Raw genomic sequence first — 16,842 nt, 5'->3', positions numbered from 1 at the left:
CGTCAGATCTCGCCCCGGAGCTTGGCCAGCGCCTCGGCGAGGATCGCCTCGCCGTCGGCGTCGCTGCGCCGCTCCCGCACGTACGCCAGGTGGGTCTTGTAGGGCTCGGTGCGCGGCGGGTCCGGGGGGTTCTCCCGGTCCTTGCCCGCGGGGAAGCCGCAGCGGGGGCAGTCCCAGGTGTCGGGGATCTGCGCGTCGCTGGCGAAGCTCGGGTTGGTCTCGTGCCCGTTCGAGCACCAGAAGGAGATGCGCAGGCGGGGCGCCGACTCGCCTCGCTCGGCTTCACCCATCGGCCCCGCTCCGACCCGACTTCCTCGGATCGCGTTGCCACTTGCCACGGTCGTAACTCCCTGCGTGATGGTGCCGCAAAGCATCGATAGGCAGCGTCGCTGCCGGGCGCCCCAGTCTACGTAAGGCCCAACGCGCGTCCAGTGGCAGGAGTTACCGCCCGCCGCCAGGGGCGCGAGACCATGATAGGCCGCGCAGGCGACGGTGTGTCAGTTGTCGAGCTTCATCAGGATGCCGAGCACGACGATGCAGACGAACCACAGCAGCCCGACCACGATCGTGATCCGGTCGAGGTTGCGCTCGGCGACCGACGAGCCGCCGACCGAGGACTGCATGCCGCCGCCGAACATGTCGGACAGGCCGCCGCCCTTCCCCTTGTGCATGAGCACCAGCATCATCATCAGGACGCTGAAGATGATGAGGGCGATCGAGAACCCCATGACCACGGCTGGACCAACTCTCTCGGACTGATCTGTTCGGACTGATCTGTCGGTGACCGACTCTGGGACTGCTTTTCGGGACGGGCCTGGCGGGACCGGCCTCGCCGGACCGCGCGCGGGCCCTGGGGCCCTTCCCGCGGAGCGGTGCCGCGGCGTCCGCACACCGCCGTGCGGCGGACGCCGGGGGCCGGGCGGCGCCGGTGCGGCGCTGCCACGGCCCCCGACAGGGTACGACGCCGGGCCCCCGGCGGCCTAGCTACTGGTCACGGAAGCGGACGATCCTGACAAACTCGTCCGCGTCCAGCGACGCGCCGCCGACCAGCGCGCCGTCCACGTCGGGCTCCGCCATGATCGCCGCGACGTTCCCGGCCTTCACCGAGCCGCCGTACTGGATGCGGACCGCGTCGGCCACCTCCCGGCCGTACAGCTCGGCGAGCCGGCCGCGGATGGCCCCGCAGACCTCCTGCGCGTCGGCGGGGGTGGCGACCTCGCCGGTGCCGATCGCCCACACCGGCTCGTAGGCGATCACGACCGTCGCGGCCTGGTCGGCCGGGATCTCCTTGAGGCCGCCGTCGAGCTGGGCGAGGGTGTGCGCGACGTGGTTGCCCGCCTTGCGCACCTCCAGGCCCTCCCCGATACACAGGATGGGGGTGAGGCCGTGCCGGTAGGCGGCCTTGACCTTGGCGTTGCACAGCTCGTCGGTCTCGGCGTGGTACTGCCGCCGCTCGGAGTGCCCGACGGTCACGAACGTGCACTTCAGCTTGGCCAGCATGGCGCCGGAGACCTCGCCGGTGTACGCGCCGGAGTCGTACGCCGACAGGTCCTGGGCACCGTACCTGATCTTCAGCTTGTCGCCGTCGACCAGCGTCTGCACCGACCTCAGGTCGGTGAACGGGGTCAGGACCGCGACCTCCACGGCCTCGTAGTCCTTGTCGGCGAGCGCGAAGGCGAGCTTCTGGACGTGGGCGATGGCCTCCAGGTGGTTGAGGTTCATCTTCCAGTTGCCCGCCATCAGCGGGATGCGGTCACTCACGGTGTTCAGTCCTCCAGTGCGGCGAGGCCGGGCAGCGTCTTGCCCTCAAGGTATTCGAGGCTGGCGCCGCCCCCGGTCGAGATGTGGCCGAAAGCCGTCTCGTCGAAGCCCAGGATGCGGACCGCGGCGGCCGAGTCGCCGCCGCCCACCACCGTGAAGGCGGGGCTGTCCAGCAGGCCCTGGGCGACGGCCCGGGTGCCGCCGGCGAAGTCCGGGTGCTCGAAGACGCCCATGGGCCCGTTCCAGAAGACGGTGCCCGCGTCGGCGAGCTTGGCCGCGTACAGCTCGCGGGTGCGCGGGCCGATGTCCAGGCCCATCCGGTCGCCGGGGATGGCGTCGGCGGCAACGGTCTCCGCGTCGGCCGGGGCCTTCGTCTTCAGGTCCGGGAACTCGGCCGTGACCAGCACGTCCACCGGGAGCACGAACTCCACGCCGCGCTCCTTGGCCCGGTCCAGGTAGGCCGCGACCACCGGGATCTGGTCCTCCTGGAGCAGCGAGGTGCCGATCTCGTGGCCCTGGGCCTTGAGGAAAGTGTACGCCATGCCGCCGCCGATGAGGATGCGGTCGGCCTTCTCCAGCAGGTTGTCGATCACCGCGAGCTTGTCGGAGACCTTGGCGCCGCCGAGGACCACGGCGTACGGCCGCTTGACGTCCTCGGTGAGCTTCTTCAGCACGCCGACCTCGGTGGCGATCAGGCCGCCCGCGGCGTGCGGCAGCCGCGCCGGGAGGTCGTAGACGGAGGCGTGCCTGCGGTGCACGGCGCCGAAGCCGTCGCCCACGTAGGCGTCGGCGAGGGCGGCGAGCTGGTCGGCGAAGGCGCCGCGCTCGGCGTCGTCCTTGGCCGTCTCGCCCGCGTTGAAGCGGAGGTTCTCCAGCAGCGCGACCTGGCCGTCGGCGAGGCCGGCGACCACGCCCTTGGCCGCGTCCCCGACCGTGTCGGCCGCGAACGCGACCGGCTCGCCGAGGAGTTCGCCGAGCCGCTCGGCCACGGGCGCGAGCGAGAAGGCCGGGTCGGGGGCGCCCTTGGGGCGGCCGAGGTGGGAGGCGACGATGACCCTGGCGCCCGCCTCGGCGAGCCGGGTGATCGTCGGCAGGGCGGCGCGGATGCGGCCGTCGTCGGTGATGGTCCGGCCGTCGAGCGGGACGTTCAGGTCAGCGCGGACGAAGACCCGCTTACCCGCGACCTGGAGATCGTCGATCGTCTTCACGAAGTGGCTCCTAGGGGTCACGAACGGGGCCCGGGACGACCATGTCGTACCGGGCCCCGTCCTGGCGTCGTCACGGAAGGACGGTCAGAGCCGCTCGCCCACGAACACGGTCAGGTCCACGAGGCGGTTGGAGTAGCCCCACTCGTTGTCGTACCAGCCGACGACCTTCACCTGGTTGCCCTGCGCCATGGTCAGCGAGGAGTCGAAGGTGCAGGAGGCGGGCCAGTTGACGATGTCGGAGGAGACGATGGCGTCCTCGGTGTACTCCAGGATGCCCTTCAGCTGCCCCTCGGCGGCCTTCTGGAAGGCGGCGTTGACCTCGTCGCGGGTGACCTCCTGGGACAGCTCCACGACCAGGTCGGTGACCGAGCCGGTCGGCACCGGCACGCGCATGGCGATGCCGTCCAGCTTGCCCTTCAGCTGCGGCAGCACCAGGGCGGTGGCCTTCGCGGCGCCGGTGGAGGTCGGGATGATGTTCTGCGCGGCGGCGCGGGCGCGGCGCAGGTCGCTGTGCGGGAAGTCCAGGATGCGCTGGTCGTTGGTGTAGGCGTGGACCGTGGTCATCAGGCCCTTGACGACGCCGAAGCTCTCGTCGAGCACCTTCGCCAGCGGCGCCACGCAGTTGGTGGTGCAGGAGGCGTTGGAGATGACGTGGTGGCTGGCCGGGTCGTAGGCGTCCTGGTTGACGCCGATGACGATGGTGACGTCCTCGTTCTTGGCGGGCGCGGAGATCAGGACCTTCTTGGCGCCGGCGGCCAGGTGCTTGGCGGCGTCGTCCCGCTTGGTGAAGATGCCGGTGGACTCGATCACGATGTCGGCGCCCAGCTCGCCCCAGGGCAGGTTGGCCGGGTCGCGCTCGGCGGTCGTCCTGAAGGTCTGGTTGCCGACGGTGATGGTGTCGTCGGTGTGGCTGACCTCGTGCTTCAGCCGGCCCAGGATCGTGTCGTACTTGAGCAGGTGGACCAGGGTCGCGTTGTCGGTCAGGTCGTTGACACCGACGATCTCGATGTCCGCGCCCTGCTCGAGGAGCGCGCGGAAGTAGTTGCGGCCGATGCGGCCGAAGCCGTTGATGCCTACGCGGATCGTCACGAACCGATCTCCTCGTTGGTGTGCCGGTTTGGACGCCGGCGAGCTGTATGGAATGTCCCCGACCGTGTCCGACCCTACCGTCATCGTTGCTCCCGCGAGACACCGGAGGTGGTTGCGGGACGGCCCGGGACGCGCTATGGCCACGCGGCGCGCGCCCGGGGCTCACGGCGGTGCGCCGCCGCCGGGCTCCGGCGCCGTGCGCTCCGGGCCGTCCGCGGCGGCGCGGGACGCCCGGCGGCGTCCCGTGCGCTGTCCGGGCCGCAGCCGGGCGGCGCCGTGTTCACCGTGGTCACGGACGCGGAGGCGGGCAGGGCTCCCGGTGCCGGGGCCGGGCGGCGCGGGACACGCGGCCGTCGGGCCGACCGCGCTCCAGGGCCGAGGGCGGTCGCGGGCCGCTCGGCAGCGCCGTGGAGTCCGACGGCGCCGCGGCGCCCTTACCCGGTGCGGTGACGTACGACACCCGGGCCACCCGCTCGGCGTACCGGCATACGCGCCCAGATCGGCCGAAACCGGTTTCCACCCTTCGGACGATCCGGCGCGGGTATCCTTCGCCGGATCCGGTGGGGGCTCGCCCTTCTACGGCGGGATCGGCGGGGCCGGCCGTGCCAGCCGCGCCGGCCGGGCCGTCAGCCGACCACGCCCTCGGCCATGTCCTCCGCCATCTCCTCGGTGAGCCCGGACTCGGTGCCCGGGATGCCCAGGTCGGTGGCGCGCTTGTCGGCCATGGCGAGCAGGCGGCGGATGCGCCCGGCGACGGCGTCCTTGGTCAGCGGCGGATCGGCGAGCGCGCCCAGCTCCTCCAGGGACGCCTGCTTGTGCTCCATGCGCAGCCGCCCGGCCGCCGCCAGGTGCTCGGGCACCTCGTCGCCCAGGATCTCCAGCGCGCGCTGCACCCGGGCCCCCGCGGCCACGGCGGCGCGGGCGGAACGCCGCAGGTTGGCGTCGTCGAAGTTGGCCAGGCGGTTGGCGGTGGCCCGGACCTCGCGGCGCATCCGCCGCTCCTCCCACGCCAGCACCGACTCGTGCGCCCCGAGGCGGGTCAACAGCGCGCCGATCGCGTCACCGTCCCGGACGACCACCCGGTCAACGCCGCGCACCTCCCGGGCCTTGGCGGCGATCTGGAGCCTGCGGGCCGCGCCGACCAGCGCCAGGGCGGCCTCCGGGCCGGGACAGGTCACCTCCAGGGAGGACGAGCGGCCGGGCTCGGTGAGCGAGCCGTGCGCGAGGAAGGCGCCGCGCCAGGCCGCCTCGGCGTCGCAGGTGGCGCCGGAGACGACCTGCGGGGGCAGCCCGCGGATGGGCCGTCCGCGGCCGTCGACCAGGCCGGTCTGCCGGGCGAGCTGGTCGCCGCCGGCGACCACCCGCACCACGTACCGGCTGCCGCGGCGCAGGCCTCCGGGCGCCATGACCACCAGGTCGGAGGCGTGCCCGAAGATCTCCAGGATGTCCTTGCGCAGCCTGCGGGCCGCGATGCCCGTGTCCAGCTCGGCCTCGATCACGATGCGCCCGCTGACCAGGTGCAGGCCGCCCGCGAAGCGCAGGACCGCCGAGACCTCCGCTTTCCGGCAGCAGGTGCGGGTGACGGGGAGCCGGGAGATTTCGTCCTTCACCGCTGCCGTCATCGCCATGGGCCGATCCTTCCATGCATCCGAAAAATACGGTCGTACGCGGCCGCCAACAGCTCCGGGTCGTGTCGCGGGGAACCGCCCTGCGCGCCATCGGCCTGGGCGGCCACCGGAGCGAGCTCGACCGTGCCGCCCAGCCGCTGGGCGGCCTCGCGCAGGCGGCCGCGGTCGGGAACGGCGGCCCGGTCGGCCAGCACCACGTCGAAGGCGAGTTTAGGGGCGTGTCGGGCCAAAACCTCCAAATGACGCTGCGGGGAGAAGCCGTCCGTCTCGCCGGGCTGGGGCGCGAGGTTCAGCGAGAGCACGCGCCGGGCCTTCGTCTCGGTGAGGGCCTGTAGCAGCTCCGGCACCAGCAGGTGCGGGATGACGGAGGAGAACCACGAGCCGGGGCCGAGCACCACCCAGTCGGCGTCCAGGACCGCCTCGACGGCCTCGGGCACGGCCGGCGGGTCGTGCGGCACCAGGTGCACCGACTGCACCTCACCGGGGGTGAGGGCGACCGTGGCCTGGCCGCGGACGGTGGTGACCTCCTCGGGCCGCCGCGGGTCGTGGCCGCGCACCAGCGCCTGGAGCTCCAGCGGCACGGCCGACATGGGCAGCACCCGGCCGTGCGCGCCCAGCAGCCGGCCCACCAGGTCGAGCGCCTTGACATGGTCGCCCAGCTGCTCCCACAGCGCGACGATGAGGAGGTTGCCCACGGCGTGGTCGTGCAGCTCGCCCCCGCCGGCGAAGCGGTGCTGGATCACCCGCGACCAGGTGCGGCCCCAGTCGTCGTCGCCGCACAGCGCGGCCAGGGCCTTGCGCAGGTCACCGGGCGGCAGCACGCCCAGCTCCTGGCGCAGCCGCCCGCTGGAGCCGCCGTCGTCGGCGACGGTGACGACGGCGGTCAGGGCGCCGGTGATGCGGCGCAGGGCGGCCAGCGAGGCGGACAGGCCCATGCCGCCGCCGAGTGCGACGACCTTGGGCTGCGCGCCCCGGCCCGTACGTGCCCCGACCAGCCGCCGCAGGCGCCGGGTGCGGATCGTCACTCGCGCCCCATGTCCCGGTGGACGACGACGGTCTCGACCCCGTCCGCGGCGAGCCGGGCGGCCAGCCGCTCGGACATCGCCACGCTGCGGTGCTTGCCGCCCGTACAGCCGACGGCGATGGTCACGTACCGCTTGCCCTCGCGGCGGTAGCCCGCGGCGATCAGGTGCAGCAGCTCCGCGTAGCGGTCCAGGAACTCCTTGGCACCGGGCTGGTTGAACACGAAGGCGGCCACCTCCTCGTGGAGCCCGGTGAAGGGGCGCAGCTCCGGCACCCAGTGCGGGTTGGGCAGGAAGCGGCAGTCGGCCACCAGGTCGGCGTCGACCGGCAGGCCGTACTTGTACCCGAAGGACATGACCGTGGCCCGCAGCTCCGGCTCCTCGTCCCCGGCGAACTGGGCGTCCATCTTGGCGCGCAGCTCGTGCACGTTCAGCGCGGAGGTGTCGATCACCAGGTCGGCGTCGCCGCGCAGCTCGCGCAGCAGGTCGCGCTCGGCGGCGATGCCGTCCACCACCCGGCCGTCGCCCTGCAGCGGGTGCGGGCGGCGCACGGACTCGAAGCGGCGCACCAGCACGTCGTCGGACGCCTCCAGGAACAGCACGCGCCGCCGGACACTCCTGGTGGCCAGGTCCGCGAGGGATTCGCGGAGGTTGTCGAAGAAGCGCCGGCCGCGCACGTCCACGACCACGGCGATCCGGGCCACGTTGCCCTGGGAGCGGGCGCCGAGGTCCACCATGGTGGGGATCAGGGCGGGCGGCAGGTTGTCCACGACGAACCAGCCCAGGTCCTCCAGGCACTTGGCCGCGGTGCTGCGGCCGGCCCCCGACATCCCGGAGATGATCACCAGCTCGGGGATGGCGGCCTCGTCGGCGACCTCTCCCACCGTGCCCGTCGTCACCTGTGCTCCGCCTTCGCTGGTCTCGTTCATCGCTTCGTCCCCCGTGTCATTGTCCCGTTCACCGGTGCGCGGTCCGTGCCCCGTCTCCCGCCCCCGCGGCGCGGTCGGCGCCGCGGGTGCCGTCTTCCATACTGCGGTCCGCGCGCGCCACCGGGCATCCGCGGACCGCCGCCGCGGGCCGGCGCGCGGCGGGCGCCGGGCCCGCGGCCGCGGTCATCCGCTCTCGTCCAGGATCTCGCCGGTCGCGGTGTTGACCGCGGGGCCGGCCGGGGCCGCCTGGGCCAGGGCCGCGACGACCGTCTCGGCCGTCTTGCGACCGAAGCCCGGCACCTCGCAGATCTGCTCGACCGTCGCCGCGCGCAGCCGCCTGAGCGAGCCGAAGTGCTTCAGCAGCGCCTGCCTGCGGCTCTCGCCGAGGCCCGGCACGGCGTCCAGCGGTCCGGCCCGCAGCGTCTTGCCGCGCTTGCCGCGCTGGTAGGCGAGGGCGAACCGGTGCGCCTCGTCCCGGACCCGCTGGAGCAGGTACAGCCCCTCGCTGGAGCGCGGCAGCACCACCGGATCGGCCTGGCCGGGCAGCCAGACCTCCTCCAGGCGCTTGGCCAGGCCGCAGACGGCCACGTCGTCCACGCCGAGCTCGTCCAGGGCCCGCTGGGCGGCGGCGACCTGCGGCTGCCCGCCGTCCACGACGACGAGCTGCGGCGGGTAGGCGAACCGCCTGGGCCGGCCGGTGTCCTCCGCGCCGTCGTCGGGCGGCCGGCCGACCGCCGTGACGGCGCCCGCCGGGACCGGATCCCGGGCCGCGGCGCCCGCGGCGGCCTCACCCGCGGCGCCCCCGTCCGGGAACTGCCCGTCCGCGGCGTCCTCGTCAGCGGCGGCGACCTCCCACTCCCCCGTCCGCTGCCGCTCCTGGAGGTAGCGGCGGAAGCGGCGGCTGACGACCTCGTGCATGGAGCGGACGTCGTCCTGGCCGCTGAAGGTCCTGATCTGGAAGCGCCGGTACTCGCTCTTGCGCGCCAGGCCGTCCTCGAAGACCACCATGGACGCCACCACGTCGTCGCCCTGAAGGTGCGAGACGTCGAAGCACTCGATGCGCAGCGGCGCGGTGTCCAGGCCCAGCGCCTCGGTGATCTCCTCCAGGGCGCGGGAGCGGGTGGTCAGGTCGGAGGCGCGCTTGGTCTTGTGCAGGGCGAGCGCCTGCTGCGCGTTGCGCTCGACCGTCGTCATCAGGTCCTTCTTGTCGCCGCGCTGCGGGACGCGCAGGCTGACGCCCGCGCCGCGGCGCGCGGCGAGCCACTGGGCCAGCGGCTCGGCGGGGTCGGGGAGGTCCGGGACCAGGACCTCCCTGGGAATGCCGCCGTTGCCGCCCGCGGCCTGCGAGTCGCCGCTCTCCTCGCCGTACAGCTGCTGGAGCGCCAGCTCCACCAGGCCCGCGGTGTCCACGGCCTCGACCTTGTCGGTGACCCAGCCGCGCTGGCCGCGCACCCGGCCGCCGCGCACGTGGAAGATCTGCACGGCCGCCTCCAGCTCGTCCTCGGCGACCGCGAGCAGGTCGGCGTCCGTGCCGTCGGCCAGCACGACGGCGTTCTTCTCCATGGCGCGCCGCAGCGCCTCTATGTCGTCGCGCAGCCGGGCGGCCCGCTCGTACTCCATGTCCTCGGCCGCCTCCCGCATGCCCTGCTCCAGGCGGCGCAGGTAGGCGCCGGTGCGGCCGGCCATGAAGTCGCAGAACTCCTCGGCCAGGGCGCGGTGCTCCTCGGCGGTGACCCGGCCCACGCAGGGTGCGGAGCACTTGTCGATGTACCCCAGCAGGCAGGGGCGGCCGATCTGGGCCGAGCGCTTGAACACCCCCGCCGAGCAGGTCCGCACCGGGAAGACCCGCAGCAGCAGGTCGACGGTCTCGCGGATCGCCCACGCGTGCGCGTACGGGCCGAAGTAGCGCACGCCCTTCCGCTTGGGGCCGCGCATGACCTGCACGCGCGGGAACTCCTCGCCCGTGGTCACGGCGAGGGAGGGGTAGCTCTTGTCGTCCCGGTACTTGACGTTGAACCGGGGGTCGAACTCCTTGATCCAGGAGTATTCGAGCTGCAGGGCCTCGACCTCGGTGGCGACGACGGTCCACTCCACGCCCGCTGCCGTCGTGACCATGGTGCGGGTGCGCGGGTGCAGGTTCGCCATGTCCTGGAAGTAGGAGGAGAGCCGCTGGCGCAGGCTCTTCGCCTTTCCCACGTAGATCACCCGGCCGTGCTGGTCACGGAACTTGTAGACCCCCGGCGAGTCGGGGATCTGTCCCGGCTTGGGGCGGTAGGTGCTCGGGTCGGCCATGGTCACCACCCTACTGGCGGGGACTGACAGTCAGGCAGTTCCGCCGGACGGGGGCCGGCGGGGCACGGGTGGCGGGTCCGCCCCCCGCGGCCGGGCGGCGCCGAGCGCTCCGCCACGAGACGCCGGACCCCGGCCCTGCCCGCCCCGGCCCCGTGCGGCGCCAGGTCCGCGCGACGCCGGCTCGCGCACCCCGAGGGGCGGGGGGGTTCGCGGGCGCCGGGAGGCCGGGGTCCGGCCGTGCGCGTACTCCCGCGCGGCCGGGTCGGGAGCGACGCGGAGGCGGTGCGGGCGCCCCTGGCGCGGGGTCGTGCCGGTCAGCCGCGGGCGGTCCGGGCCGCGGGCTTCTTCTTCGCGGTCCTGGCGGTCTTCATGGTCTCGCCCGCGCCGTCGGCGCTCACCGGCGTGCCCGCGTCCGCCGCCCCGGCCGACCTGGCGGCCCTGGAGCTCCTGGCGGCCTTCCGCGCCGGGGGCACGGCGGCGGCGCTGATCCGCTCGGGCCCGAGGATGTCCCGCAGGAACGTGCCGGTGTGGCTGGCCGGGACCGTCGCGACCTGCTCCGGCGTGCCCTCGGCGACCACGAGGCCGCCGCCGCTGCCGCCCTCCGGCCCCATGTCCACGACCCAGTCGGCGGTCTTGATGACGTCCAGGTTGTGCTCGATGACGATCACCGTGTTGCCCTTGTCGACCAGTCCGGACAGCACCGTGATCAGCTTGCTGATGTCCTCGAAGTGCAGACCGGTGGTGGGCTCGTCCAGCACGTACACCGTGCGGCCGGTCGACCTCTTCTGCAGCTCGGACGCCAGCTTCACGCGCTGCGCCTCACCGCCCGAGAGGGTCGGCGCGGGCTGCCCGAGCCGCACGTACCCCAGTCCCACCTCGCTGAGCGTGCGCAGGTGCCGGGAGATGGTCGGCACCGCCTCGAAGAAGTCCAGGGCCTCCTCGATGGGCATGTCCAGCACCTCGGCGATGGACTTGCCCTTGTAGTGCACCTCCAGCGTCTCCCGGTTGTAGCGCGCGCCGTGGCAGACCTCGCACGGCACGTACACGTCCGGCAGGAAGTTCATCTCGATCTTGATGGTGCCGTCGCCGGAGCAGTTCTCGCAGCGCCCGCCCTTGACGTTGAACGAGAAGCGGCCCGGCAGATAGCCGCGGACCTTGGCCTCGGTGGTCTCCGCGAACAGCCTGCGGACGTGGTCGAAGACGCCGGTGTACGTCGCCGGGTTGGACCGGGGGGTGCGGCCGATGGGCGACTGGTCGACGTGCACCACCTTGTCCACCAGGTCGTCGCCGTCCACCCGGGTGTGCCGCCCGGGCACGGACCGCGCCCCGTTCAGCTCGCGGGCCAGGTGGGTGTAGAGGATGTCGTTGACCAGAGTCGACTTGCCCGAGCCCGAGACGCCGGTGACGGCGGTGAGCAGGCCGAGCGGGAAGGACACGTCGATGTCGCGGAGGTTGTTCTCCCGGGCGCCGTGCACGGTCAGCCGCCGACCCGGGTCAGTCGGCCGCCGCGCGGCCGGCACCGGGATGGACCTCTTGCCCGCCAGGTACTGCCCGGTGAGCGACTGCTCGTTGGCCAGCAGCTCCTTCAACGTGCCGCTGTGCACCACCTTGCCGCCGTGCTCGCCCGCGCCCGGACCGATGTCGACCACCCAGTCGGCGGTGGCGATGGTGTCCTCGTCGTGCTCCACGACGATCAGCGTGTTGCCCAGGTCGCGCAGGCGCACCAGCGTCTCGATCAGGCGGTGGTTGTCGCGCTGGTGCAGGCCGATCGACGGCTCGTCCAGCACGTACAGCACGCCCACCAGGCCGGAGCCGATCTGGGTGGCGAGCCGGATGCGCTGCGCCTCGCCGCCGGAGAGCGTGCCCGCGGCCCGGTTGAGCGACAGGTAGTCCAGGCCCACGTCGACCAGGAACTTCAGGCGCTCGTTGACCTCCTTCAGCACCCGCTCGGCGATGGTCTTCTCCCGCGCGCTGAGCGTCATCCCGCGCAGGAACCCGGCGCAGTCGCTGATCGACATCGCGGAGACCTCCGCGATGGACTTCCCCTGCACGGTGACCGCCAGGACGATCGGCTTGAGCCGGCTTCCCTCGCAGGTGGGGCAGGGCACCTCGCGCATGTAGCCCTCGAAGCGCTCGCGGCTTGAGTCGCTCTCGGCCTCGGAGTGCCGCCGCTTGACGAAGGGCAGGGCCCCCTCGAAGGCGGTGGTGTAGGCGCGCTCGCGGCCGTAGCGGTTGCGGTAGCGCACCTCGATCTGCGTCTTGTGGCCGTGCAGCAGCGCCTTCTTGGCGCGCTGCGGCAGACCCGCCCAGGGGATGTCGGTGCGGAAGCCCAGGGCCTCGCCGAGCGCGCCCACCAGCCGGCCGAAGTAGTCCTTGGTGTGCCCGTGCGACCAGGGGTGGATGGCGCCCTCGTCCAGCGACTTCTCCTCGTCGGGCACGACGAGCTCGGGGTCGACCTCCATGCGGGTGCCGATGCCCGTGCAGTCCGGGCAGGCGCCGAACGGCGAGTTGAAGGAGAACGAGCGCGGCTCCAGCTCCTCGAAGGAGAGGTCGTCGTACGGGCAGTACAGGTGCTCGGAGAACATCCGCTCGCGCTGCGGGTCGTCCTCGGGGAGGTCCACGAAGTCGAGGACCACCATGCCGCCGGAGAGGCCGAGAGCGGTCTCCACCGAGTCGGTCAGCCGCCGCTTGGCGGTGTCCTTGACCGTCAGGCGGTCGACGACCACCTCGATGGTGTGCTTCTCCTGCTTCTTCAGCTTCGGCGGCTCGGCGAGCTGGACGGTGCGGCCGTCCACCCGCGCCCGGCTGTACCCCTTGGTCTGGAGGTCGGTGAAGAGGTCGGCGAACTCGCCCTTGCGCTCGCGCACCAGCGGGGACAGCACCTGGAACCGGCTGCCCTCGGGCAGTTCGAGCACGCGGTCCACGATCGCCTGCGGCGACTGGCGCGCGATCGGTCGGCGGCACTCGGGGCAGTGCGGCCGCCCGATGCGGGCGAACAGCAGCCGCAGGTAGTCGTAGACCTCGGTGATGGTGCCGACGGTCGACCGCGGGTTGCGCGAGGTCGACTTCTGGTCGATGGACACCGCCGGGGACAGCCCCTCGATGAAGTCCACGTCGGGCTTGTCCATCTGGCCGAGGAACTGCCGCGCGTAGGAGGACAGGGACTCCACGTACCGGCGCTGGCCCTCGGCGAAGATCGTGTCGAACGCGAGTGACGACTTGCCCGACCCCGAGAGCCCGGTGAACACGATGAGCGCGTCGCGGGGCAGGTCGAGCGAGACATTCCGGAGATTGTGCTCGCGAGCGCCACGGACGATGAGACGGTCGGCCACGCCGGTCGGCACCTTTCTTGGGAGAGGTGGGGTCAGGCACTGCATTCCGGGCCCCCGCCGGCCCGGCAGCGGCGTGGAGCAGGCCCCCCGCTCCAGAGTAGGGGGGCGCTACGGTGAAGTCTTACCGATGCAGCACACCGAGCTTATCGCACGTACATTCGATTCACGGTCGCGCCGGAGCCACTTCACCCGAACGTGTGGCCGGCGCTACGGAGCGGACCCGACCCGCCGCGAGGGGCGCCGCCGTCGCCTCGGGCCGCCTCGGGACAGGCCGGAACGTGTCCGGACCGCGCCCCCTGCCGGGCCCGTGCCCGCTATAGGCTGGAGGACATGACCTACAGCGGAGCGGTGAAGGTCGGCGGGCCCGCGGACGTCCACGAACTGACCGACCTGATGATCTCGAAGGTCGCGGTCGGCCCCATGAACAACAACGCCTACCTGCTGCGCTGCCGCGCAACCGGTGAGCAGCTGCTCATCGACGCCGCCGCCGAGCCACGGACGCTGCTGTCCCTGGTCGGCGACAGCGGTATCGCGTCCGTCGTCACCACCCACCGCCACCACGACCACTGGGCCGCGCTGCGCGAGGTGGTGGACGCCACCGGCGCGCGCACCCTCGCGGGCCGCCACGACGCGGAGGGCATTCCCGTGCCCACCGACGTCCTGGTGGACGACGGCGACACGCTGCGCGTGGGCCGGGTCGAGCTGACCGCGCGCCACCTGGTCGGCCACACTCCCGGCAGCATCGCCCTGGTCTACGACGACCCGCACGGCCATCCGCACCTGTTCACCGGGGACTGCCTCTTCCCGGGCGGGGTCGGCAACACCCACGGTGACCCGGAGGCGTTCCAGAGCCTGATCGGCGATGTCGAGACCAAGCTCTTCGGGCAGCTTCCGGACGAGACCTGGGTGTATCCCGGCCACGGCGACGACACCACCCTCGGCGCGGAGCGCCCGCACCTGGCCGAGTGGCGCGAGCGCGGCTGGTAGGCCGCCGCCCCGCCCGCCGGGCGCGGGCCCGCCCCCGCCCGGCATCCAGTCGGCCGACCGCCGACCAGAGCGGGTCACGGCCTTCCGGGCCCCGCGCACCGGCCGGTCGGCCCGCGGCTCACTGCCCGGCCGTGCCCCCGCCGCTGCCGGCACCCACCGGCTCCTCCTGCCGCGGCGCCCCGTCGCCGGCCCGCTGCCGGGACGACGCGCGCAGGCTGGTGACCGTGGTGACGGCCAGCACCGTGCAGATGACGCCGAGCGAGACCGGTATGCCGATCTCGGGCACGTGCACCCCGGACTCGTGCAGGGCGTGCAGCACCAGCTTCACGCCGATGAAGCCGAGGATGACCGAGAGCCCGTAGGAGAGGTGGACCAGCTTCTTCAGCAGCCCGCCGATGAGGAAGTACAGCTGGCGCAGCCCCATCAGCGCGAAGGCGTTGGCGGTGAAGACGATGTACGGGTCCTGCGTCAGACCGAAGATCGCGGGTATCGAGTCGAGCGCGAAGAGGACGTCCGTGGTGCCGATCGCCAGCATCACCACCAGCATCGGCGTGATCAGGCGCCGGCCCTGCCGCACGACGAACAGCTGGGTGCCGTGATAGGTGTCGGTGGCCGGGAAGCGCCGCTCCACCATTTTCAGGAAGCGGTTCTCCTCGAACTCCTCCTGCCCGCTCTGGCCGCGCGCCTCCTGGATCAGCTTCCACGCCGTCCAGACGAGGAAGGCGCCGAACAGGTAGAAGACCCAGGAGAAGGTGGCGGTGATGGCGGCGCCCGCCCCGATGAAGATCGTGCGGAGCACCAGTGCGATCAGCACGCCCACCATCAGCACCCGCTGCTGGTAGGCCGTCGGAACGGCGAACTTCGCCATGATCAGCACGAACACGAAGAGGTTGTCCACGCTGAGCGACTTCTCGGTGATGAAGCCAGCGAAGAACTCGCCGGATGGCTGCCCGCCCGCGAAGAGCAGCAGCCCGAAGCCGAAGAGGCAGGCCAGCGTGACCCAGACGGCGCTCCAGATCCCGGCCTCCTTGAGGGAGACCTCGTGCGGCTTGCGCCCGCCCACCAGGAAGTCGACGGCGATCAGTGCGGACAGGCCGACGATCGTCAGCCCCCACACGGTCAATGAGGTGTCCACGGGTCCTCCGGCACTCGTACGGCAGTCTCAGCGTCGTGCGCTGCCGGAGGTCTCCTCCGCCCGCGGCCGGGCCGCGGACCGACGCCCCGGGACCGCGCCGAAGCGGTCCGTGGTGACGGGGTACGTCGCGACGGGAGTACTCCCCTCCGTCCAAGAAAGCGTACAGGAAGTCCCAAGAGAAAGTAAAGCGATTGGTAAAGCTGCTGGTAAAGGCTATCGGCCGTAGGTCTCCCGGGCGTGGGCGACCTGGGTGAGCACCTGGTCGAGGATCTGGCTGCCGGCCGGGACGCGCGGCGGCTCGTAGGTCCACGCGTGCCCGACCCACGGGTCGGCCAGGTGGTCCTCGGGCACCGGCGTCAAGCGCAGCAGGGCACGCCACAGCGGGTCGAGCACCGGTCCGTAGGCCCGGGCGTCCTCCCGGTCGGCCACCATCATCAGGTGCACGCCCACCGACGTCCCCTCGTCCGCGAGGTAGCGCAGCTGCGTGACGGCGCGGTCGTCGAAGCCGTGGGGGAAGTCGTTGACGATCAGAAGCTGCTCCGCGATGTCCACGTCGGGCGGCAGCGCGTCGGAGGCGCCACTGCGGACGGCCATCTGCACCAGGTCCACCCGGCGGGTCAGCTCGGCGAGCACCGCGGCGACCCCCTGGGCCCCGGCGGCCGGCGGCCGGCGCAGCGCGCCGGACCGGATCAGCGGGGCGAAGGAGGAGGTCGCGGAGCCCGCGGGGTCGATCACGTGCACCGTGAACTCGCCCGCCGGGTAGACGGCCAGCAGCCGCGCCGCGTGCGCGACGGCCGTGTCCGCCGCGAGCCGGCGCAGCTCGGTGGAGTCCGCCAGCGCCGCCGCCTCCGACTGCCCGCGCCCGCTGTCGATCCACATCCCGCGCTCCAGCGGCAGCCGCGCCAGCATGGGGACGCGCAGGTCCGGGCGCTCGGGGAGGTGGAGGTCGCCCAGGCGCAGGGCCATCGGGTTCTCCATCGGAACCCGGTACGCCTGCCAGACCGGGCTGTCCCAGCGGGCGTACGCGGGCGGCAGCGCAGGCTCGACGACCTCGGCCTCGGCCACCAGCTGCACCAGGTCCCGGTCGAGGACGACGCGCGCCTGCGCCACCAGCTCGGCGTGCTTGGCCCGCGCCGCGGCGCGGGCGGCGTCGGCGGCCGGGCCGACGCGGGTGCGCGGGTCGGACAGCACCCCGTCCAGCTCCCGCTCCATGCGCGACTCCGCGAATTCCACCGCGCTGCGGTAGGCGGCGGTGGTCCGGGCCAGGTCCTCGAACATGCCCCAGACCTGGTTGTACAGCCGCTCTTCCATGGTCCACCCGGAGGCGTCCCCGGCCACGGGCACGGCGGGCCGGCCCGGCTCGGCGGGTTGCGAAGCCGGCGGTGCCTGCGGCGGCGCGGCGCGGCGGCCGGGGTGCTCGTAGTCGACCCGCCCGCCCCCGCCCGCCGTCGGCGCGGCG

12 protein-coding genes and 1 pseudogene are annotated in these 16,842 nt (G+C 72.9%); 1 reads left to right on the top strand and 12 read right to left on the bottom strand.

What is annotated here, in order from left to right; translation table 11 throughout:
* Positions 1 to 2 precede the first annotated feature (2 nt).
* The 10 genes from RKE29_RS05275 to uvrA form a co-directional block, all read right to left on the bottom strand.
* Complete coding sequence (locus RKE29_RS05275) at positions 3 to 338, bottom strand: RNA polymerase-binding protein RbpA (protein WP_312003850.1); 336 nt, start codon at positions 336 to 338, stop codon at positions 3 to 5.
* A gap of 159 nt (positions 339 to 497) precedes the next feature.
* Complete coding sequence (gene secG / locus RKE29_RS05270) at positions 498 to 728, bottom strand: preprotein translocase subunit SecG (RefSeq protein WP_312003849.1); 231 nt, start codon at positions 726 to 728, stop codon at positions 498 to 500.
* Between the two features lie 256 nt (positions 729 to 984).
* A complete protein-coding gene (gene tpiA / locus RKE29_RS05265) occupies positions 985 to 1,761 on the bottom strand; it encodes a triose-phosphate isomerase (RefSeq protein WP_312003848.1) in 777 nt (258 codons plus the stop codon).
* 5 nt (positions 1,762 to 1,766) lie between these two features.
* The gene (pgk, locus tag RKE29_RS05260) at positions 1,767 to 2,969 is read right to left on the bottom strand and encodes a phosphoglycerate kinase (protein ID WP_312003847.1); all 1,203 of its coding nucleotides are present in this window, start codon (positions 2,967 to 2,969) and stop codon (positions 1,767 to 1,769) included.
* Positions 2,970 to 3,053: 84 nt separating this feature from the next.
* Positions 3,054 to 4,058: a type I glyceraldehyde-3-phosphate dehydrogenase gene (gene gap / locus RKE29_RS05255; protein ID WP_312003846.1), complete on the bottom strand. Its 1,005-nt coding sequence runs from the start codon at positions 4,056 to 4,058 to the stop codon at positions 3,054 to 3,056.
* A 626-nt stretch (positions 4,059 to 4,684) separates the two neighbouring features.
* On the bottom strand, positions 4,685 to 5,686 hold the full coding sequence (whiA, locus tag RKE29_RS05250; protein ID WP_312003845.1) for a DNA-binding protein WhiA: 1,002 nt from the start codon (positions 5,684 to 5,686) through the stop codon (positions 4,685 to 4,687).
* Entirely contained in the window at positions 5,677 to 6,711 is a 1,035-nt protein-coding gene (yvcK, locus tag RKE29_RS05245) for a uridine diphosphate-N-acetylglucosamine-binding protein YvcK (RefSeq protein WP_312003843.1), read from the bottom strand. The genes whiA and yvcK overlap by 10 nt, the downstream gene beginning before the upstream one ends.
* A complete protein-coding gene (gene rapZ / locus RKE29_RS05240) occupies positions 6,708 to 7,637 on the bottom strand; it encodes an RNase adapter RapZ (protein ID WP_312003842.1) in 930 nt (309 codons plus the stop codon). The genes yvcK and rapZ overlap by 4 nt, the downstream gene beginning before the upstream one ends.
* Before the next feature lie 183 nt (positions 7,638 to 7,820).
* Entirely contained in the window at positions 7,821 to 9,929 is a 2,109-nt protein-coding gene (uvrC, locus tag RKE29_RS05235) for an excinuclease ABC subunit UvrC (RefSeq protein WP_312003841.1), read from the bottom strand.
* Between the two features lie 314 nt (positions 9,930 to 10,243).
* Positions 10,244 to 13,261 carry an excinuclease ABC subunit UvrA gene (gene uvrA, locus RKE29_RS05230; RefSeq protein ID WP_312003840.1) on the bottom strand — a complete coding sequence of 1,006 codons (3,018 nt, stop codon included), beginning with the start codon at positions 13,259 to 13,261 and terminating at the stop codon, positions 10,244 to 10,246.
* A 330-nt stretch (positions 13,262 to 13,591) separates the two neighbouring features.
* Between uvrA and RKE29_RS05225 the strand changes: the two genes are divergently transcribed.
* Positions 13,592 to 14,248, top strand: a complete 657-nt coding sequence (locus RKE29_RS05225) for an MBL fold metallo-hydrolase (RefSeq protein ID WP_312003839.1) — start codon at positions 13,592 to 13,594, stop codon at positions 14,246 to 14,248.
* Between the two features lie 118 nt (positions 14,249 to 14,366).
* Here RKE29_RS05225 and RKE29_RS05220 read toward each other — a convergent pair whose 3' ends face one another.
* Together RKE29_RS05220 and RKE29_RS05215 are read right to left on the bottom strand one after the other, a co-directional pair.
* The gene (locus RKE29_RS05220; protein WP_312003838.1) at positions 14,367 to 15,383 is read right to left on the bottom strand and encodes a TerC family protein; all 1,017 of its coding nucleotides are present in this window, start codon (positions 15,381 to 15,383) and stop codon (positions 14,367 to 14,369) included.
* A 213-nt stretch (positions 15,384 to 15,596) separates the two neighbouring features.
* A pseudogene (locus tag RKE29_RS05215) lies at positions 15,597 to 16,842 on the bottom strand (export associated protein); the annotation flags it as partial.

The organism is Streptomyces sp. B1866, from assembly GCF_031932565.1.
In the GTDB taxonomy this organism is placed as follows: Bacteria; Actinomycetota; Actinomycetes; order Streptomycetales; family Streptomycetaceae; genus Streptomyces.
Note: the sequence above shows the minus strand (reverse complement) of the source record. Positions and strands in the feature narration are given on the sequence as shown.

Bases quoted from the DNA above. Each gene is read 5' to 3' on its own strand.
- secG (WP_312003849.1), bottom strand. From the start codon at position 728: ATGGGGTTCTCGATCGCCCTCATCATCTTCAGCGTCCTGATGATGATG.
- RKE29_RS05225 (WP_312003839.1), top strand. From the start codon at position 13,592: ATGACCTACAGCGGAGCGGTGAAGGTCGGCGGGCCCGCGGACGTCCAC.
- whiA (WP_312003845.1), bottom strand. From the start codon at position 5,686: ATGGCGATGACGGCAGCGGTGAAGGACGAAATCTCCCGGCTCCCCGTC.
- uvrC (WP_312003841.1), bottom strand. From the start codon at position 9,929: ATGGCCGACCCGAGCACCTACCGCCCCAAGCCGGGACAGATCCCCGAC.
- rapZ (WP_312003842.1), bottom strand. From the start codon at position 7,637: ATGAACGAGACCAGCGAAGGCGGAGCACAGGTGACGACGGGCACGGTG.